The following is a 17,849-nucleotide window of genomic DNA, read 5'->3' as shown; positions in this document are numbered from 1 at the left end:
TAAAAAGTAACCAAGCGTAACGGCCGGGCTGGCGCCGTCCCGGGCGAGGGTTCCTGAGGTACACTCTTCGTTGTCGAAAAGTAGTCCAGGAACTGCATGAAACCCACCCGGCTTGCCGCAACCGTTCAATTCGCGATCACCGTGACCTGGGGCGCCGCCGCCGCGGCCGCGCCCGTTCCCCCATCGGCACCCCCGACGATGCCGGGCGCACAGACACCACCCGGCGGCGCTCCCGCTGCCCGGCGCGTGCCGGCACCGGGCGCGCAGGGTGCGCAGGCCGACTCCGCACCGCTGCCTACGCCCTCCTCCGCTGCGCAAAAGCTGTACGCGGCGGCCAAGGCCGACCTGCTGCAGGTGCGTTCGCTGCTGAAAAGCGGCCGCACGCAGTCCTCGGTCGGTTCCGGCTTCCTGGTCGGCACCTCGAACCTGGTGCTGACGAATTACCACGTCGTCTCGCAATTCGCACTCGATCCGGAAACCTACACGGGCGAATGGGTCGACACGTCCGGCCAGCGCGGCAACATCGAATTGCTGGCGGTCGACGTGCTGCATGACCTGGCGGTGGTGCGCGTGAACCGCTACGGCACCGGCTTCTTCAAGGTGCCGGAAGATACGGTGCGGCTGACGCAGGGGCAGTACCTGTACTCGCTGGGCAACCCGCTGGACCTGGGCTTCGCCATCTCCGAAGGCGCGTACAACGGCGTCATCTCGCGCAGCTTCTACGACCAGCTGATGTTTACCGGTCCGATCAATTCGGGCATGAGCGGCGGCCCCAGCGTGACGGCCAATGGCGAGGTGGCCGGCGTCAACGTGGCCAAGCGGCTGGACGGCGAACTGGTCAGCTTCCTCGTGCCGATCCGCTATGCGCAGCGGCTGTTGAAGCAGGTCGGCGACAAAACCGCGGCGCCAAGGGATTTCACCGCCATCGTCACGCAGCAGTTGCTGGCGCACCAGAAAGCAATGGTGGACCAGTTGCTGGCCGGGCCGCTGACGAAGAAAACGATGGGGCCGTACGAAGTGCCGGTGCGCGAAACGGAGCAGATGCGCTGCTGGGGCAACTCCAGCGCCCAGGCCACGTCGCGCACCGAAAAACCGTTCGCGGTCGACACCACCAGCTGCACGATGGAGTCATCGGTCTTCGTTTCCAATGCGCTGCAGACCGGGGCGGTCGGCATCCGCCATCAATACCTGCGCAGCACCGGGCTCGATGCGATCCGCTTCGCCCAGTTGTCGTCGAGTTCGTTCAAGAACGAGTCCTTCGGCAACTACAAGGACAGCCGCCTGACCGGCCCGCAATGCACCGAGCAGTTCGTGACGAATGGTTCGCTGCCGATGCGCGCCGTGCTGTGCGTGCGCGCCTACCGCAAGTTCGCCGGCCTGTACGACTTCTCGCTGCTGACGGCCAGCACCGACGACGGCATGATGAACCTGCAAAGCCGGCTGGATGCGCGCGGCGTGTCCTATGACAATGGCATGCGCACCGCGCGCGCCTTCCTCGAAGCGCTGGCGCGTACGGGTACCAGATGACGGCACCGTACTTCATTGAAATCCTCGCGCGCAACGGCGATGTGCTGTCCAGGCAGCGCTTCGAGTCGCTGCCCGTCACGCTGGGCCGCGGCTACGACAACGACTTCGTTCTCGACGATGCCCATACCGCGCCGCACCACGCGGTGCTGGAGCAGGATGGCGACGGTGCCCTGGTGCTGCGCGACCTGGGCAGCCAGAACGGCATCGTGCTGCACGGCCGGCGCCAGCAGGCGGTGGCACTGAACGGCACGACGACGGTGCGGCTCGGGCACACGCGGCTGCGCGTGCGCGACGCCGCCTTTCCGGTCGAACCGGAACTGACGGACACCACGATGCATGCGTGGGAAGGCGGCGCGCCGGCACTGGCCGGGGTGGCGCTGATCGCGCTGTTCCTCGGCGTCGACGAAGCGCTGACCGATACCGAAGGCTTCCAGGCGATCCGCTACCTGCTGACGATCGCCACCGGCGTGGGTGCCGGGCTGGTCTGGAGCGGCGTCTGGGCGCTGGTCAACCGCCTGTTCGGCAGCCACGCGCGGCTCGGGCGGCACCTGTTCATCCTGGGCGCCGGGCTGGTCACCATCGGTGCCTGGAAGGCGCTGTCGGCGGTACTGGCCTTTGCCTGGTCCGCCGAAGTCTTTACGCGCTACGGCAACCACGTGTCGATCCTGATCGTCTGCGGCATGGTGTATTTCCATGTGCGAACCGTGCGGCCGCACATGTCGACCAGGCGGCTGCAGATCGCCTGCGGCATCCTGCTGGGGCTCGGCTCCGGGCTGGTCGCGATGAGCAACCTGCAAGGCACCGGCCGCCTGTCCGATGAGCTGTACATGTCGGTGCTGCTGCCGCCCGCCGTGCGCCAGAGCCCGGACCACAGCGTCGACGATTTCCTGGGTTCCGCGGCGCGGCTACGGCTGGAAGCCGATGCGGAACGCAAGCGGGACGTGCCGGGCGACGAATCGGACGACGAAGACGTTGACTGAGCGATACAATAGTGGGATGACCGCAGCACATCCCGACATCCTTGCCGCCTTGCGCGATGCCACCGCCGCCCGCCACGCCGAGCTGGACGGCAGCATGCCGCTTGCCCGGCCGGCACCGACACTGCACGATTACCGCGACCACCTGGCGCTGCTGCGCAGCTGGCTCGTGCCGATCGAGGCCTGGCAGGCCCGTTTCGCCGACGGGCCACAGGATGGCGCGCTGCTGGCGCCGGCACCGCACCTGCCCCAGATCGAGGCCGACCTGGACGATCCGTCGCTTGGCGGCGCCGTGCCGTTCGCTGCCGTGCCTTGGCATGGCGGCGACGCCGCGGCCTATCGCTGGGGCGTCGCGTACGTGATCGAGGGTTCGCGCCTCGGCGGCGCGGTGCTGTACCGCCGGCTGGCGGACCGCCTGGCACCGCATCCGCTGCGTTACCTGCGTGCCGACGGCGTCGCGCCCGGCCCCCGCTGGCAGCATTTCCTCCGTGCCTTGCGCGCCAGCGTACAGGGCGAGGCGGCCATCGCCGAGGCTTGCCGGGGCGCCTGCGACGCGTTCGACAGCCTGATCACCCTGCGGCGCAGCAGCGCGGCAGGTGCCACCCTGGTATCGCGGGCGGCATGAAGGGACAGCCGGGCGCCCAGGCAATGCCGGCCCCTCCGGTCGGCCTGGACAATTGCGCGGACGAACCGATCCACATTCCCGGCCTGGTGCAGCCGCATGGTGCGATGCTGGCCTTCGCGGCCGACGGCACGCTGCGCGCATGGAGCGCCAACGTGGCCGACCTGCTCGGCTTCGCGCCGGCCGCCGGCACCCCGTACAGCCAGCTGGGACTGGCGGCGGACGTGACCGGGCAGTTGCGCACCTGCCTGGAGGAAGGTGCCGATTCGCCAAGCGGCATCGAAACCCGCGGCAACGGCCACACCTTCGACTGCGTGGTGCACGGTAATGGCACTTACGCCATCGCCGAATTCGAATTGCGCAAGGTGGCGGCCGACGCCCTGGCCGCCTTTGCGCTGAAAGCCCATGCCGCGATCGAAAGGTTGCGCCGGCAGCGCTCGACCGAGGCGCTGCTGCGCCATGCCGTGGAGCAGGTGCGCGAGATCACGGGCTTCGATCGCGTGATGGCCTACCGCTTTCGCCACGACGACAGCGGCGATGTCACTGCCGAGGCGCGGCGCGACGACCTGCACCCGTTCCTCGGCATGCGCTACCCGGCCAGCGACATACCGGCGCAGGCGCGCCGCCTGTATACGATCAACACGCTGCGCCTGATCGCCGACGTCGGCTACACGCCGGTGCCGGTGCTGGGCACGGCCGCCGACGCACCGCTGGACATGAGCCATTGCGTGCTGCGCAGCGTATCGCCGATCCACATCGAATACCTGCAGAACATGGGGGTGGGCGCGTCGATGAGCGTGTCGATCGTCATCAATGGCCGGCTGTGGGGCCTGATCGCCTGCCACCACATGGCGCCGCTGCGCGTGCCGTATTCGGTGCGGATGGCGTGCGACGTGATGGCGCAGGTACTGGCCGCCGCCGTGCAGAGCATCGACTCGCGCGAGCGCGCGGCGCTGGCCGAACACGCCGCCGTGGCGCGCACGCGCCTGATCGAAACGCTGCTGCACGAGGACGACGTGCTGGCCGCCCTGGAGCGCCATGCCGACGAACTGGCCACGAACCTGGCTGCCGACGCGCTGGTCTTTGCACAGCAAGGCAAGCTGACGGCGCATGGCGTGGACGACGAACTGGCGGCGATGATCGTCGCATCGCTGCCGCCGGACGGCGACGAGATGCTGCATCGCTTCAGCCGTGGGCAGTGGCCCGAAGCGCTGCGCGAGCGCCTCGGGCCCTGGGTCGGCTTGCTGGCCCTGCACTTCGACCCGGCCACCGCCGGCTGGCTGCTGGCGCTGCGCAAGGAGCAGATCGAAACCGTGCGCTGGGCCGGCAAGCCGGACAAGCAGGAAAGGACCGGCCCGCTGGGCCATCGCCTGACACCGCGCGGCTCGTTCGACGAATGGGTGGAATCGGTGCACGACAAGGCAGTGCCATGGGAATCGGCGCGGCTGATGGTGGCCGACCAGTTGCTGGGCGAGATGCACCGGGCCAGCATGGCGCGTCATGCCGAGACGGAAAAGGCCCGCATGCAACTGCTGGCGATGCTGGGCCACGACCTGCGCGATCCACTGCAGTCGATCTCGATGGCGGCCTCGGTACTGCAGCATGGCGCCCAGCCGCAGCAACTGGGTCAGCGCATCGAGCGCTCGTCCGGCCGGATGCAGCGGCTGATCAGCCAGGTGCTCGATATGAGCCGGCTCGACAGTGGACTGGGACTTTTCATGCGCAAGACCGACGTCGACCTGTCGAAAATGACGGAGGACCTGCTCGATGAAACCCGCATGGCGCATCCCGGCACCGTCTACCAAGCCGACATCGCGCCGGAGGTGCTCGGCTGCGCCGACCCGGACCGGATGGCGCAGGTGATCAGCAACCTGCTCAGCAACGCCCGCCACCATGGCGTCAACGGCCTGCCGATCCTCGTCACGCTCCGCGAGGAAGACGGCCAGGCCGTGCTGCAAGTGCGCAACGACGGCGCGCCGATCCCGCCCGAACTCGAAGCGCAGCTGTTCAACCCGTTCAAGCGGATGGCCCTGCAGAACCGCGCCAACCGCACCGGCATGGGCCTCGGGCTGTATATTGCCGAGAATGTCGTGAAGGGGCATGGCGGCACCGTCACCTACCGCTACGAAGCGCCGCACGTGGTATTCCGCGTCGCCTTCCCGCTGCGCCCGGCCTAGGATCCGGTCTTCGCCGCCGGCGGGTATGGCGCACCCTTCAGTTCCACCGTATTACCCTCGGGATCCTCGATATAGATCGACGGCCCCTCGCCTTCCGCGCCGTAGCGCGATTCGGCGGGGCCGCTGGCCACGCCGCACCGGTCGAGGTGCGCGCGGATGACGGCTTCGTCGAACGGCTCGACCCGGAAGCAGAAATGATCGACATTGCGGCCCTCTTTCCCCGGCGGCGCGCCGCCCATCCGGCCCAGCTTGCCGTGCACCGGCACCAGGTCGACCAGCGCACTGCCGGCACGCAGCTGCACGAGGCCGATCTCGTCCTGCCGCCGCTCGATCGGGCAGCCCAGCACGCCGGTGTAGAAGCGGATCATCCTGTCCAGGTCGACCACGCGCAGCACGATGTGGTCGAGTTCACGAATCGCAATCATCGGGTCTCCTGTTTTCCCGGCCATCCGGCCATGACGAAATCGATGGTCCGATACAGTTCGCCCCGGGTGGCGCCACCGGCGGCCTGCACGGCCATGCCCTGCACGATCGTGGCGACGAAACTGGCCAGTTGCGCCGCGTCGGCGTGGGCTGGCAGGTCGCCTTCCGCGACCGCGCGTTCGAGGCGCTGGCGCAGGCGCTGTTCGCGCGCGCTGCGCAGTGCCACGAGCTCATCGCGCAGCGGGCGGGCCTCGTCGCCGCAGGCCAGCGCGCCACTGGTGCCCAGGCAGCCATGCGGACTGTCGGGGCATGTCTGCACATCGGCCGAACCGCGCAGCAGCCGTTCCACCACCTCGCGCGAGGTTGTGGCTTCCAGCGCCGCATCGCAGAAGTCCAGCCGAGTGCTCTGGTAACGCTGGACCGCGCGGCGAAACAGCCCCTCCTTGTTGCCGAATACCGCGTAAAGGCTGGGTCGGTTCATGCCCATCGCCGCGGTCAGCTCCGGCAACGAGCTGCCTTCGTACCCCTTCTCCCAGAAAACCTCCATGGCCCGGTCGAGGGCTTCTTCCTCGTCGAACGTGCGCGGGCGCCCCGTGCGGGGACGGTCTGGCTGGCCCGGCGGATCCATTCCCTGATGCGTCTTTACTTTCATACCGATCGGTTAAAAATTCCTTGACGTGTGATGCTGCCCCGATAGATTATAACCGGCCGGTTAAAAACTCAAGGAATCATCATGCATGCACCCGCCACGTCCAGTCCCGATCCCCTGCTTCCCGCGCCGGACGACGGCCCGCCCGGCCTGGCCGCGTGGCTGGCCGTCCTGTCGGTGGGCATTGGCGCGTTCGCGCTGGTGACCACCGAGTTCCTGCCGGTCGGCCTGCTGCCGCAGATGGCTGCGGAACTGCGTGTCACCGAAGGCCTGGCCGGTTTGCTGGTCACCGTGCCCGGCATCGTCGCCGCCATTTCCGCCCTGGCGGTGACCGTCGGCGTGGGCCGGGCCGACCGGCGCCACGTGCTGTGGGCGCTGATGGGCGTGATGGTGATCTCGAACCTGCTGGTGACTTTCGCCACGTCGTTCTGGCCCATCCTCATGGGCCGCTCGCTGCTGGGTATCGGCGTGGGCGGCTTCTGGTCGATCGGTGTCGCGATCGGCCCGCGGCTGGTGCCGCTGCGGTACACCACCCGCGCCACCGCACTGATCTTCGGCGGGGTATCGATAGGCACCGTGGCTGGCGTGCCGGCCGGCGCCCTGATCGGCGAACTGTTCGGCTGGCGCACCGCATTCGGCATCGCCGCCGGCATCGGCGTGCTGGTGCTGGCAATCCAGGTCTTCCTGCTGCCGCCGCTGCCGCCGACCCGGGCCACGAAGGCGCGCGACCTGCCGCTGCTGCTGAAAAATGCCAAGGCCCGGGTCGGCCTGGCGGCCACGGTGCTGATGTTCGTCGGCCAGTTCGCCGCCTACACCTACATCACCCCGTTCCTCGTGCAGGTGTCGGCAATGAGCGTGCGCACGGTCAGCGTTCTGCTGCTCGCCTACGGCGCCGCCGGATTCCTCGGCAACATCATCGGCGGCTGGGCCGCGGAACGGAGCGCCCGCGGCGCGCTGATCGGCACTGGACTCGTGATGGGCCTGGCCACGGTGGCCTTGCCGCTGTTCGGCCAGGATCCGGTTGCCGCGACGGCCCTGGTCATGATCTGGGGGCTGGGTTTCGGCGCGATGCCGATCTCCCTGCAGAACTGGATGTTCCGCGCCGCGCCGGATGGCATGGAGACGGGCGGCGCGCTGTTCGTCGCCACCGCCCAGGTGGCGCTGGCATCGGGTGCCGGCGTGGGCGGCCTTGCCGTCGACCACCTGGGCGTGCCTAGCGCGATGCTGGTCGGCGGCGTATTCGCGCTGGCCACGGCGGCCGTCGGCTGGCATTTCGGGCGCGAGCGCAAGCACACCGCGCTGCACGCCGTCCACTGACCGTTGCGTGGCACCGCATGTCGCCACCTGCTGCCGGGACAGGTGTCCGTAAAACCGGTGACAGGCTCCAGTTTTTCTGGAACGCTTGTTGCCGGTTAACCGGAGCCCGGCACCGGTTTTCGGGATTTCAGATGCGGCCGCGGCGGAACTCGGCGACGAATTTTCTTGCCTGCGCGGCGCTCAGCACCACGACCGGATCGCCGTGATAAACGTACAGGAACGGCGGTCCGCCGAGCCTGTCGGTCAGTTTTGCCTGCACCAGGAAGCGCGTGCCGAGCGGGTGATCGGTGACGAGGGAGCGCGAACACTGCACCCGCAGCAGCGGATGATAGGCCTGCCCGACCACGGGGCGCACGCGCACGGTGCCGCGGTCGTCGAAGGATTCGACGGCCACCTCGCGGTAGGCGGACAGGTCGCGTGTCATTCGGCGTGCAGCACCAGCAGCGCGACGGCTTCGGCGTTGATGCCTTCCTCGCGGCCCAGGTAACCCATCTTTTCGTTGGTCTTTGCCTTGACGTTCACCTGGCCGGGTTCGACACCCAGGTCGGCGGCGATGTTGGCGACCATCGTGGCGATGTGCGGCGCCATCTTCGGCCGCTGGGCGATGATCGTCGCATCGACATTGCCGATGTCATAGCCGGTCGCTTTTACCCTGGCGGCGGCGGCGCGCAGCAGGACCCGCGAATCGGCGCCCTTGAACTCGACGGCGGTGTCCGGGAAATGCTTGCCGATGTCACCCAGCGCGGCCGCGCCCAGGATGGCGTCGGTCACGGCATGCAGCAGCGCGTCGGCATCGGAATGGCCGTCGAGGCCTTTGACGTGGGGAATGTCGACGCCGCCGAGGATCAGCTGGCGGCCTTCGACCAGGCGGTGGCTGTCGTAGCCCTGGCCGATGCGGAACGGGAGTTTTTTCATTGGGTGGAATCCATCGATAGATACATTTCGGCGATGCGGACGTCGGCCGGCAGCGTCACCTTGAGGTTGCGCGGATGACCCTCGACCAGGCGCGGCGACAGGCCCAGCCGTTCGACGGCGCTGGCGTCGTCGGTGATCGCTTCGGGCTCGGGCGCTTCCTCCAGCGCGCGCCGCAACAGCGCGCAGGGGAACATCTGCGGCGTCTGCGCCAGCCACATCCCGTCGCGCGGCGTGGTGGTGACGATGCCGCCGCGCGTGCTCTTCACCGTGTCGACGACCGGCAGCGCGAGCAGTCCGCCGGCCGGCTCCATGCCCGCTTCGGCGACCAGCTTTTCGATCAGTGCCGGCGTCAGGCCCGGCCGCGCGGCGTCGTGCACCAGCACGCGGTCCTCGGCGCCGATGCTCGAGGCCAGCAGCCGCAGGCCGTTGCGGATCGATTCCATCCGCGTGGCGCCGCCGCAGCGCAGCACCGTCACGCCGGCCAGGTCCGGCGGCAGGACGTCGCCGGCGTAGGCGTCGGCTGCGCTGACAACCACATAGGTGTGCGCGACCAGCGGCGAACGGAGGAACGCCTCGACCGTATGCCGCAGCATCGGCTTGCCCAGCAGCGGCAGGTATTGCTTGGGATAGCCCACCGCCATCCGCGCGCCCACGCCGGCGGCGGGAATCAATGCAAAATAATTCATCTCTTCTTCATCATATTCCAGGCCCCTGAGACGGCCCCCAGGGCAAGGCGCATCGTCGAAGACAGTCCTTTAGTACGGCAAGACGATGCAACGCAGCCATGGGGATCGTGCCGCGGCTCTCAGCGCCCGGCGCGGGTTTTCACGAGTATCTTCTGGATCTCGCCATTGCACGCCTTCGACAGCCGGGCATATTCGGCGGGTGTGTCGATCGCCGCCTGCACCGCTTCCACCTTCGCCATTTCGGCCTTGATGTATGGCAGCCAGCCGGAATCGATCTCGAACGACAGCGCCGTGCGCGCAGTGCCGCTCGGCGCATAGAACGGCTTGCCGCCGAAGCGCTTCGCCAGGGCAGCGGCCACCGTCTTTTCCACCTTCGGCAAGTGATCCATGTAAGCCTGCATGTGCCGCATCTCGTGCGCCAGTATTTCCCGGTAGCCGCACGACCCCACCGGGAATTCGTTGCCGACGTAGATCTTCACCGGCGCGTAGGTCAGCTCCACCTTCAGCCGCGGCGCGATGCACTCATAGCCGCTGGCCGGATCCTGCAGCATGGCGCCTTCGGCACCGGCCCGTACCACCGATTCGGTGCGCGTCAGGCCCAGCACGAACTCGTTGCGGCGCGCGACGCCCTTCATCGCGGTCAGCATTTTATAGGACAGTTGCGTGTTGATCGTGTAGCCGTTCTGCTTTGCCGAGAATACCGAGACGGTTTTCGTGATCGTATCCTCGCAGCGCACCTGGAATGCGGTGCGCGCCGGTGCGGCCTGCGCGGCCTGCACCGCGAGGAACAGCAGCACAAGCAATAGAACCGGCAGGAACGGCAGCAGCGGCATCAGTGAAACGCGCGGCATGGTCAGCCCAGCTTCCAGTCCCCGCGCTGCAGCTTGTCGAGCCAGAATGTGCCGATGATCGTCTTCACGTCCGTGATCCGGCCGGTGCGCACCCACTCGAGCAGCTCGTCCAGCGTGGCGGTGAAGCATTCGAGGAATTCGCCGTCGTCCAGTTTCGCCTGGCCTTTCGTCAGGCCGCGCGCCAGGTAAAGGTCCAGGTGCTCGTCCGAATAGGCAATGGCATTGTGGATGGTGGCGACGAATTGCCAGTCCGTGGCGGTGTAGCCCGTCTCTTCTTCCAGTTCGCGCTTGGCGCTGTCGAGATGGTCCTCGCCTTCGTCGATCTTCCCGGCCGGGAACTCGATGAAAACCTGGGAATTCGGATAGCGGAACTGGCGTTCCAGCAGGATGCGGCCATCGTCCAGCACCGGCAGCACGACCACAGCGCCGGGATGGCGGATGTATTCGCGGCTCGTCACGGCGCCGTTGGGCAGCCGGACATGGTCTTTGTGGATCTTGAGGAAACCGCCGTCGTAGGCGATGCCGCCGTCGACCTTCACTTCTTCCAGGTGAGCGTCATTGCTCATGCAAACTCCCATGATCGTAAAGGCCACAGTGTAGCAGCGCAGCACCGGCCGTGAAGCGCCGGTGATGCCGGTGGCGCATCAGAGTGCCTGGCAAACCTTCAGGGCAAGGCGCAGCGACGAAGACAGTACGCGTCTGTACGGCGAGGAGCTGCAACGCAGCCATGGAGGTTTGCCAGGCGCTCTCAGTGACGCTTGCCCAGATAGCGGACCACAAAGCCGGGAAATGCCAGGACGGCGAACATGCAGGCGGTGATCGCGTAGAACTCCCACGTTTGCGGGAACACGGTACCGATGCGCCCTTCCAGCGCCAGGCCGATGCCGCCGACGACGAAGTACAGCACCGTCAGTTCGAGCAGCCGGACGAGGAAGGGTTTCGAGGGAGCCTGGCCTGCCCCGCCTTTCAGCGGGACGAGGGCCAGGATGCGCTCATTGAAGAACGGCAGGTTGGCCAGCACCAGGGCCAGCAGGACGACCAGCCATGCCGAGGCGCCGATATCCATGGCTTACGATGCCAGCGTCTTGCTCATCGCGTGCAGGCACGCATCGAGCAGCGGGCCGGGAATCACGCCCAGCACCACGACCATCAGGCCATTCAGTGCCAGCACGATGTTCTTGTCGCCGGCAACCTTGATCGGCGCCGTGTCGGCCGGCTCGTCGAACCACATCGTCTTGACGACGCGCAGGTAGTAAAACGCACCCACCAGCGAAGCCATCACGGCGAACACGGTCAGCCACAGGTAGCCCGTCTTCAGCACCGACTGCAGCACGGCGAACTTGGCGGCGAAGCCCATCATCGGCGGCACGCCGGCCAGCGAGAACATCAATACCGTCATCAGCAGCGCGTACCAGCCGGAACGCTTGCCCAGGCCCTTGAAGTCGGACAGCTCTTCGGCTTCGTGGCCGGCGCGGGCCAGCACCATGATCAGGCCGAAGGTGGCCAGCGTGGTCAGCACGTAGGTGATCGAGTAGTACATCGCGGCGCTGTAGGCTGCCGAGGCGTTCGACTGGTCGGTGCCGATCACGCCGGCCATCATGCCCAGCAGCACGAAGCCCATCTGCGCGATCGTCGAGTAAGCCAACATGCGCTTCAGGTTGGTTTGCGCGATCGCGGTCAGGTTGCCGATCACCAGCGACATCACGGCCAGGATCATCAGCATCTGCTGCCAGTCGAAAGCCAGCGGGATCAGGCCTTCCACCAGCAGGCGCACGACGATGGCGAAGGTGGCCAGCTTCGGCGCGCCGCCCAGCAGCAGCGTGACGGCGGTCGGCGAACCCTGGTACACGTCCGGCACCCACATGTGGAACGGCACGGCACCCAGCTTGAAGGCCAGGCCGGCCACCACGAACACCAGGCCGAACACGAGGATCGTGTCGTTGATGGATCCGGCGGCGATCTTGGCCGACATCGTCGTCAGGTCCAGCGTGCCGGTCGCGCCATACAGCATCGACATGCCGTACAGCAGGAAACCGGAAGCCAGCGCGCCCAGCACGAAGTACTTCATCGATGCTTCGGTGGCGTTGGTGTTGTCGCGGCGCAGGGCGACCAGCGCGTACAGCGACAGCGACATCAGTTCCAGGCCCAGGTAGATGGACAGGAAGCTGTTGGCCGAGATCATCACCATCTGGCCCAGCGTGGCGAACAGCGCGAGGCCGTAGAACTCGCCGCCGAGGTTACCGCTCAACATGCCGCGGTCGGTCGTGTACTGGCGCGCATACACCAGCGTGACGCCCACCGACAGGTAGGTGAACAGCTTCAGCAGGTTGCCCATCGGGTCGGACACGACCATGTTATTGAACGCATAGGTCGTGGTGCCGGCGGCGAAATCGCCGTACGTGATCACCGCCGCGCCGGCCAGGGCCAGCAGCGACAGCATGTACGTGATGTTCCGTTTCGCGGCAGGCAGGTACACGTCGATCAGCAGGATCGCCGAGGTGGCGATCAGCAGGAAGATCTCCGCGTAGATCGGTGCGAGATTGGTATCGTTCGGATTCATGTAACTAGGGTCCTATCTGCAATCATTGCGCAATCTTGGTCTGCGCGACGTGCTGGAGCAGGTCGGCCACCGAGGTTTGCATCGTATCCGTGAACGGCGCCGGGTACAGGCCCATGTACAGGGTCGCGATCGCCAGCAGGCCCAGCATCAGGAACTCGCGGTTGTTCAGGTCCTTCAGTTCGGCCACGTGGTGGTTGGCCACCTTGCCGAAGATGACGCGCTTGGCCATCCACAGCGAGTAGGCAGCGCCCAGGATCAGCGCGGTCGCGGCCAGGATGCCGGTCACGAAGTTGAACTGCACGGCGCCCAGGATCACCATGAACTCGCCCACGAACCCGGAGGTCGCCGGCAGGCCGCAGTTGGCCATCGAGAACAGGATGAAGAACGCGGCGAACTTCGGCATCCTGTTGACGACGCCGCCGTAGTCGGCGATCTGGCGCGAGTGCGCCTGGTCGTACAGCACGCCGATGCACAGGAACATCGCGCCGGACACGAAGCCGTGCGAGATCATCTGCATGATGGCGCCCTGGGTACCCATGTCGTTGAACATGAAGAAGCCCAGCGTGACGAAGCCCATGTGCGCGATCGACGAGTAGGCGACCAGCTTTTTCATGTCCTTCTGGACCAGGGCCACCAGGCCCACGTAGATCACGGCGATCAGCGACAGCACGATGACGACGGGTGCCAGGTCGCGCGAGGCGTCCGGCGTGATCGGCAGCGAAAAGCGCAGGAAACCGTAGGCGCCCAGCTTCAGCATGATCGCGGCCAGCACGGCGGAACCGCCGGTCGGCGCTTCCACGTGCACGTCCGGCAGCCAGGTGTGCACCGGGAACATCGGCACCTTGACGGCGAACGCCATGAAGAAGGCAACGAAGATCGCGACCTGCTCCGTCATCGTCAACGGCAGCTGGTGCCATTCGAGGATGTTCCACGAACCGGACTTGTTGTACAGGTAGATGATCGCGACCAGCGTCAGCAGCGAGCCGAGGAACGTGTACAGGAAGAACTTGAACGCCGCATACACGCGGTTGGCACCACCCCACACGCCGATGATGATGTACATCGGGATCAGCGTGGCTTCAAAGAAGAAGTAGAACAGCAGGCCGTCCAGCGCGGTGAACACGCCGATCATCAAACCCGACAGGATCAGGAACGCACCCATGTAATGGGCCACGCGTTCCTGGATCACTTCCCAGGCGGAGATCACGACGATGATCGTGATGAACGCGGTCAGCGGCACGAACCACAGCGACAGGCCGTCGATGCCGAGGAAGTAGTGGATGTTGAAGCGCTCGATCCACGGGCTGCTTTCGGCGAACTGGATGCCGTGCGCCGCATTGTCGAACTGCGTGAACAGCGGGATCGTCGGCAGCAGCGAGACGATCGAGCCGATCAGTGCCAGCACGCGTACCAGTCCGGCGCGCGAATCGCGGCCGATCGCCAGGATGATGACGCCGAACAGGATCGGCAGCCAGATCGACAGGCTGAGGTAAGGAGGAAGATTATTAATCGTTGACTGCATCTTTTATCTCTTTTGCGTGTGGCGTTAAGCGTGCCAGAACGGCAGGAAGTACACCAGGAAGCCCAGGATGCCGATGATCATCACGAACGCGTAGTGGTAGATGTAACCCGTCTGCGCCAGGCGCGTCAGCGACGAGAACCAGCCGACCAGTTTTGCCGAACCGTTGACGACGAAGCCGTCGATGATCGCACGGTCGCCCACCTGCCACAGGCCGTTGCCCAGTACGCGCGCGCCCTTGGCGAATACGGCCTGGTTGAACGCGTCCATGTAGTACTTGTTGTCCAGCAGCGTGTGCAGGAACTTGAACTTCTCGTAGAACCATGCCGGAACGCGCGGATTGATCATGTAGCAGTAGTACGACGCTGCCACGCCGGCCAGTGCCAGCCAGAACGGTGCCGTCTGCAGGCCGTGCAGGGCCATCGCGACCGGGCCGTGCCACATGTCGTTCAGTTCCTTCATCGCCGGGTGCTTGGCGGCGTCGACGAAGATCACGTTGTTGAAGAAGTCGCCATGCAGCATCGGGCCGGCGGCCAGGAAGCCGATGATCACCGAAGGAATCGCCAGCGCGGCCAGCGGGAACCAGACCACGAACGGCGACTCGTGCGGCTTCTGGCCCGGCTCGAGGCCATGGTGGCCGTGGTCGTCGTCTTCCTCTTCGTGGTGCGCGTCGGAATCGTGCGCGCCGTGGGCGATGTCGCCATGGGCCGCCTTGGCATCATGCTTGTGATCATGGTGATCGTCATGCGCATGTGCCTTGCCGAAGTTTTCCGGACCGTGGAACACGCGGAAGTACATGCGGAACGAGTAGAACGCCGTGATGAACACGCCGGCCAGCACCGCGAAGTTCGCGAAGCCGGCGCCCGGCAGGTTCGTGGCGTGCACCGCCTCGATGATCGAATCCTTCGAGTAGAAGCCCGAGAAGAACGGCGTGCCGATCAGTGCCAGGGAACCCAGCAGCGACGTGATCCACGTGATCGGCATGTACTTGCGCAGGCCGCCCATGTTGCGGATGTCCTGGTCGTGGTGCATGCCGATGATGACGGAGCCCGCGCCGAGGAACAGCAGCGCCTTGAAGAACGCGTGCGTCATCAGGTGGAACACGGCCACCGAGTAGGCGGACGCGCCCAGCGCGACGGTCATGTAGCCCAGCTGCGACAGCGTCGAGTAAGCCACCACGCGCTTGATGTCGTTCTGGATGATGCCCAGGAAGCCCATGAACAGCGCGGTGATCGAGCCGATGATCAGGATGAAGGACAGTGCCACGTCGGACAGCTCGAACAGCGGCGACATGCGCGACACCATGAAGATGCCGGCGGTAACCATCGTCGCGGCGTGGATCAGTGCCGAGATCGGGGTCGGGCCTTCCATCGAGTCCGGCAGCCACACGTGCAGCGGGAACTGGGCCGATTTGCCCATGGCGCCGATGAACAGGCAGATGCAGGCCACGGTGATGACCATCCAGTCGGTACCCGGCAGCGTCGCGTTGACCAGCAGGTCCTTCCTGGCGAACGCTTCCTGGTAATCCATCGTGCCGGTGTAGGCCAGGATCAGGCCGATGCCGAGGATGAAGCCGAAGTCGCCAACACGGTTCACGAGGAACGCCTTCATGTTGGCGAAGATCGCGGTCGGACGCTTGTACCAGAAGCCGATCAGCAGGTACGACACCAGGCCCACCGCTTCCCAGCCGAAGAACAGCTGCAGGAAGTTGTTGGACATCACCAGCATCAGCATCGAGAAGGTGAACAGCGAGATATACGAGAAGAAGCGGTTGTATCCCTCGTCCTCAGCCATATATCCAATCGTGTAGATGTGCACCATCAGCGACACGAAGGTCACGACGCACATCATCATCGCGGTCAGCGAGTCGATCTGGAAGCCCACTTCCAGGTTGATGCCGGCCACGGTCATCCAGCGATACACCGTATCGTTGTAGGTCGCGCCGTCCAGCACCTGCAGGAAGGTCTGGAAGGAAATCAGGAACGCGACCAGCACGCCCAGGATCGTGGCGGCCGTGGCCACCTTGCGGTTGACCACGTTGCCGAAGAACTTCGTGCCCAGCAGGCCCGCGATCGCGGACCCCGCCAGCGGCGCGAGGGGAACAGCGAGGAGAAGGTTAGGGTTAAGCCCCGTCATGATGAACCTATCTGTTTATTATTCGAGGGTTAAAAACTAGCCTTTGAGGCTGTCCAGGTCTTCGACGTTGATGGTGTCCAGGTTACGGAACATCAGCACGAGGATCGCGAGGCCGATCGCAGCTTCCGCCGCCGCCACCGTCAGGATGAAGAACACGAAGATCTGCCCCGCCGCGTCGCCCAGGAAGTGGGAGAACGCGATGAAGTTGGTGTTCACCGCCAGCAGCATCAGTTCGATCGCCATCAGCAGCACGATGACGTTCTTGCGGTTCAGGAAAATACCGACGATCGCGATCGCGAACAGGATCGCGCCCAGGACCAGGTAATGTGCCAGTGACAGGGTCATGGTGCCTCCTTGGTTGCTTCGGTCGACGCCACTTCTTTCTTGACGGCGTCCATCTTGACGATCTTCAGGCGGTCGTTGCGCTTGACGCGCACGGCTTCGCCCGGATCGAAGTACTTGATGTCCTTGCGGCGGCGCAGCGTCAGCGCAACGGCGGCGACGATGGCCAGCAGCAGCACCACGGCGGCCACTTCGAACGCGTAGATGTACTGGGTGTAGATCAGCATGCCCAGCGCCTTCGTGGTACCGATGGTGTTGGCCGCTTCAGGCACCGGCGTTTCCATGCCGAAGCTGCGCCACAGCACCGAAGCCATCTCCAGCACGATGATGCCGCCGACGATCGAGGCCACCGGCAGGTAGCTCCAGAAGTTCTTGCGCAACTCGGTCTGGTCGATGTCGACCATCATCACGACGAACAGGAACAGCACCATCACGGCGCCCACGTAGACGAGCACCAGCACCACGGCGAGGAACTCGGCTTTCAGCAGCATCCAGATGCCGGCTGCCTGGAAGAAGGCCAGCACCAGGAACAGTGCCGCCGTCACGGGGTTGCGCGCCGTGATCACGCGTGCCGCGGAAACCACCATGATGGCCGCGAACACGTAGAACAAAACGGTTGTAAAAGTCATGTGTAAGTCCGATTCAGATCAGCGATACGCGGCATCCGCGGCGCGGTTGGCGGCGATGTCCGCCTCGTAGCGGTCGCCGACAGCCAGCAGCATCTCCTTGGTGTAGTACAGGTCGCCCCGCTTTTCACCGTGGTATTCCAGCACGTGCGTTTCGACGATCGAATCGACCGGGCACGACTCTTCGCAGAAACCGCAGAAGATGCACTTGGTCAGGTCGATGTCGTAGCGCGTGGTGCGGCGCGTGCCGTCATCGCGTTCGTCGGATTCGATCGTGATGGCCATTGCCGGGCAGACCGCTTCGCACAGCTTGCAGGCGATGCAGCGTTCTTCGCCGTTCGGATAGCGGCGCAGCGCGTGCAGGCCGCGGAAGCGCGGCGACATCGGCGTCTTCTCTTCCGGGTACTGCACGGTGATCTTGCGCGAGAACATGTACTTGCCGGTCAGCGCAAGCCCCTTGATCAGTTCGGTCAGCATCATGCTGCCGATAAAATCTTTTACTCGAGTCATTTTGTGCGCTTC

The 17,849-nt window shown here is 65.5% G+C and carries 19 protein-coding genes; 5 read left to right on the top strand and 14 right to left on the bottom strand.

Annotation, left to right across the window (positions count from 1 at the left end; translation table 11 throughout):
• The first annotated feature begins 96 nt into the window (after window positions 1-96).
• From ACY34H_RS14830 to ACY34H_RS14815, 4 genes are read left to right on the top strand one after another with little or no spacing between them, the layout of a single operon-like run.
• Window positions 97-1,527: a S1 family peptidase gene (locus tag ACY34H_RS14830; RefSeq protein ID WP_464978238.1), complete on the top strand. Its 1,431-nt coding sequence runs from the start codon at window positions 97-99 to the stop codon at window positions 1,525-1,527.
• Window positions 1,524-2,507 (top strand): FHA domain-containing protein, encoded by a 984-nt coding sequence (locus ACY34H_RS14825; RefSeq protein ID WP_464978237.1) that lies wholly within the window; start codon window positions 1,524-1,526, stop codon window positions 2,505-2,507. The genes ACY34H_RS14830 and ACY34H_RS14825 overlap by 4 nt, the downstream gene beginning before the upstream one ends.
• 16 nt (window positions 2,508-2,523) lie before the next feature.
• The gene (locus ACY34H_RS14820) at window positions 2,524-3,129 is read left to right on the top strand and encodes a biliverdin-producing heme oxygenase (protein ID WP_464978236.1); all 606 of its coding nucleotides are present in this window, start codon (window positions 2,524-2,526) and stop codon (window positions 3,127-3,129) included.
• Window positions 3,126-5,303, top strand: coding sequence for an ATP-binding protein (locus tag ACY34H_RS14815; protein WP_464978235.1), 2,178 nt, complete (start codon window positions 3,126-3,128; stop codon window positions 5,301-5,303). The genes ACY34H_RS14820 and ACY34H_RS14815 overlap by 4 nt, the downstream gene beginning before the upstream one ends.
• Here ACY34H_RS14815 and ACY34H_RS14810 read toward each other — a convergent pair.
• Both ACY34H_RS14810 and ACY34H_RS14805 read right to left on the bottom strand, forming a co-directional pair.
• Window positions 5,300-5,728 (bottom strand): VOC family protein, encoded by a 429-nt coding sequence (locus ACY34H_RS14810; RefSeq protein WP_464978234.1) that lies wholly within the window; start codon window positions 5,726-5,728, stop codon window positions 5,300-5,302. The two genes, ACY34H_RS14815 and ACY34H_RS14810, sit on opposite strands and share 4 nt — an antisense overlap.
• The gene (locus ACY34H_RS14805; protein ID WP_464978233.1) at window positions 5,725-6,378 is read right to left on the bottom strand and encodes a TetR/AcrR family transcriptional regulator; all 654 of its coding nucleotides are present in this window, start codon (window positions 6,376-6,378) and stop codon (window positions 5,725-5,727) included. The genes ACY34H_RS14810 and ACY34H_RS14805 overlap by 4 nt, the downstream gene beginning before the upstream one ends.
• 81 nt (window positions 6,379-6,459) lie before the next feature.
• On the opposite strand from ACY34H_RS14805, the gene ACY34H_RS14800 reads away from it, so the two are divergent.
• Window positions 6,460-7,692: an MFS transporter gene (locus ACY34H_RS14800; protein ID WP_464978232.1), complete on the top strand. Its 1,233-nt coding sequence runs from the start codon at window positions 6,460-6,462 to the stop codon at window positions 7,690-7,692.
• Between the two features lie 127 nt (window positions 7,693-7,819).
• Here the strand turns inward: ACY34H_RS14800 and ACY34H_RS14795 are convergent, their stop codons facing one another.
• From ACY34H_RS14795 to nuoI, 12 genes are all read right to left on the bottom strand, one after another.
• Window positions 7,820-8,116, bottom strand: coding sequence for a hypothetical protein (locus ACY34H_RS14795; RefSeq protein ID WP_464978231.1), 297 nt, complete (start codon window positions 8,114-8,116; stop codon window positions 7,820-7,822).
• Window positions 8,113-8,607: a 2-C-methyl-D-erythritol 2,4-cyclodiphosphate synthase gene (ispF, locus tag ACY34H_RS14790; protein ID WP_464978230.1), complete on the bottom strand. Its 495-nt coding sequence runs from the start codon at window positions 8,605-8,607 to the stop codon at window positions 8,113-8,115. The genes ACY34H_RS14795 and ispF overlap by 4 nt, the downstream gene beginning before the upstream one ends.
• Window positions 8,604-9,293 (bottom strand): 2-C-methyl-D-erythritol 4-phosphate cytidylyltransferase, encoded by a 690-nt coding sequence (ispD, locus tag ACY34H_RS14785; RefSeq protein ID WP_464978229.1) that lies wholly within the window; start codon window positions 9,291-9,293, stop codon window positions 8,604-8,606. The genes ispF and ispD overlap by 4 nt, the downstream gene beginning before the upstream one ends.
• 119 nt (window positions 9,294-9,412) lie before the next feature.
• Complete coding sequence (locus tag ACY34H_RS14780) at window positions 9,413-10,144, bottom strand: hypothetical protein (protein ID WP_464978228.1); 732 nt, start codon at window positions 10,142-10,144, stop codon at window positions 9,413-9,415.
• A 2-nt stretch (window positions 10,145-10,146) separates the two neighbouring features.
• Entirely contained in the window at window positions 10,147-10,710 is a 564-nt protein-coding gene (locus tag ACY34H_RS14775; RefSeq protein ID WP_464978227.1) for an NUDIX domain-containing protein, read from the bottom strand.
• A gap of 182 nt (window positions 10,711-10,892) precedes the next feature.
• On the bottom strand, window positions 10,893-11,210 hold the full coding sequence (locus ACY34H_RS14770) for a DUF2818 family protein (RefSeq protein ID WP_464978226.1): 318 nt from the start codon (window positions 11,208-11,210) through the stop codon (window positions 10,893-10,895).
• Between the two features lie 3 nt (window positions 11,211-11,213).
• Window positions 11,214-12,704 carry an NADH-quinone oxidoreductase subunit NuoN gene (gene nuoN / locus ACY34H_RS14765; RefSeq protein WP_464978225.1) on the bottom strand — a complete coding sequence of 497 codons (1,491 nt, stop codon included), beginning with the start codon at window positions 12,702-12,704 and terminating at the stop codon, window positions 11,214-11,216.
• A gap of 22 nt (window positions 12,705-12,726) precedes the next feature.
• Window positions 12,727-14,226, bottom strand: coding sequence for an NADH-quinone oxidoreductase subunit M (locus ACY34H_RS14760; protein WP_464978224.1), 1,500 nt, complete (start codon window positions 14,224-14,226; stop codon window positions 12,727-12,729).
• Window positions 14,227-14,250: 24 nt separating this feature from the next.
• Window positions 14,251-16,359, bottom strand: coding sequence for an NADH-quinone oxidoreductase subunit L (gene nuoL, locus ACY34H_RS14755; RefSeq protein WP_464978223.1), 2,109 nt, complete (start codon window positions 16,357-16,359; stop codon window positions 14,251-14,253).
• A gap of 36 nt (window positions 16,360-16,395) precedes the next feature.
• A complete protein-coding gene (gene nuoK / locus ACY34H_RS14750; RefSeq protein ID WP_131144713.1) occupies window positions 16,396-16,704 on the bottom strand; it encodes an NADH-quinone oxidoreductase subunit NuoK in 309 nt (102 codons plus the stop codon).
• Window positions 16,701-17,330: an NADH-quinone oxidoreductase subunit J gene (locus ACY34H_RS14745; RefSeq protein WP_464978222.1), complete on the bottom strand. Its 630-nt coding sequence runs from the start codon at window positions 17,328-17,330 to the stop codon at window positions 16,701-16,703. The genes nuoK and ACY34H_RS14745 overlap by 4 nt, the downstream gene beginning before the upstream one ends.
• 18 nt (window positions 17,331-17,348) lie before the next feature.
• Entirely contained in the window at window positions 17,349-17,837 is a 489-nt protein-coding gene (nuoI, locus tag ACY34H_RS14740) for an NADH-quinone oxidoreductase subunit NuoI (protein WP_130188321.1), read from the bottom strand.
• Between the last annotated feature and the right edge of the window lie 12 nt (window positions 17,838-17,849).

It is taken from the genome of Pseudoduganella sp. jia 9, assembly GCF_055502615.1.
Note: the sequence above shows the minus strand (reverse complement) of the source record. Positions and strands in the feature narration are given on the sequence as shown.

Excerpts from the sequence above, each read along its gene's own strand:
- ACY34H_RS14820 (WP_464978236.1), top strand. The coding sequence starts at position 2,524 with ATGACCGCAGCACATCCCGACATCCTTGCCGCCTTGCGCGATGCCACC.
- ispF (WP_464978230.1), bottom strand. The coding sequence starts at position 8,607 with ATGAAAAAACTCCCGTTCCGCATCGGCCAGGGCTACGACAGCCACCGC.
- nuoK (WP_131144713.1), bottom strand. The coding sequence starts at position 16,704 with ATGACCCTGTCACTGGCACATTACCTGGTCCTGGGCGCGATCCTGTTC.
- nuoL (WP_464978223.1), bottom strand. The coding sequence starts at position 16,359 with ATGACGGGGCTTAACCCTAACCTTCTCCTCGCTGTTCCCCTCGCGCCG.
- ACY34H_RS14815 (WP_464978235.1), top strand. The coding sequence starts at position 3,126 with ATGAAGGGACAGCCGGGCGCCCAGGCAATGCCGGCCCCTCCGGTCGGC.
- ACY34H_RS14800 (WP_464978232.1), top strand. The coding sequence starts at position 6,460 with ATGCATGCACCCGCCACGTCCAGTCCCGATCCCCTGCTTCCCGCGCCG.
- ispD (WP_464978229.1), bottom strand. The coding sequence starts at position 9,293 with ATGAATTATTTTGCATTGATTCCCGCCGCCGGCGTGGGCGCGCGGATG.
- ACY34H_RS14830 (WP_464978238.1), top strand. The coding sequence starts at position 97 with ATGAAACCCACCCGGCTTGCCGCAACCGTTCAATTCGCGATCACCGTG.
- ACY34H_RS14770 (WP_464978226.1), bottom strand. The coding sequence starts at position 11,210 with ATGGATATCGGCGCCTCGGCATGGCTGGTCGTCCTGCTGGCCCTGGTG.
- nuoI (WP_130188321.1), bottom strand. The coding sequence starts at position 17,837 with ATGACTCGAGTAAAAGATTTTATCGGCAGCATGATGCTGACCGAACTG.
- ACY34H_RS14780 (WP_464978228.1), bottom strand. The coding sequence starts at position 10,144 with ATGCCGCGCGTTTCACTGATGCCGCTGCTGCCGTTCCTGCCGGTTCTA.
- ACY34H_RS14775 (WP_464978227.1), bottom strand. The coding sequence starts at position 10,710 with ATGAGCAATGACGCTCACCTGGAAGAAGTGAAGGTCGACGGCGGCATC.
- ACY34H_RS14745 (WP_464978222.1), bottom strand. The coding sequence starts at position 17,330 with ATGACTTTTACAACCGTTTTGTTCTACGTGTTCGCGGCCATCATGGTG.
- ACY34H_RS14795 (WP_464978231.1), bottom strand. The coding sequence starts at position 8,116 with ATGACACGCGACCTGTCCGCCTACCGCGAGGTGGCCGTCGAATCCTTC.
- ACY34H_RS14805 (WP_464978233.1), bottom strand. The coding sequence starts at position 6,378 with ATGAAAGTAAAGACGCATCAGGGAATGGATCCGCCGGGCCAGCCAGAC.
- ACY34H_RS14760 (WP_464978224.1), bottom strand. The coding sequence starts at position 14,226 with ATGCAGTCAACGATTAATAATCTTCCTCCTTACCTCAGCCTGTCGATC.
- ACY34H_RS14825 (WP_464978237.1), top strand. The coding sequence starts at position 1,524 with ATGACGGCACCGTACTTCATTGAAATCCTCGCGCGCAACGGCGATGTG.
- ACY34H_RS14810 (WP_464978234.1), bottom strand. The coding sequence starts at position 5,728 with ATGATTGCGATTCGTGAACTCGACCACATCGTGCTGCGCGTGGTCGAC.
- nuoN (WP_464978225.1), bottom strand. The coding sequence starts at position 12,704 with ATGAATCCGAACGATACCAATCTCGCACCGATCTACGCGGAGATCTTC.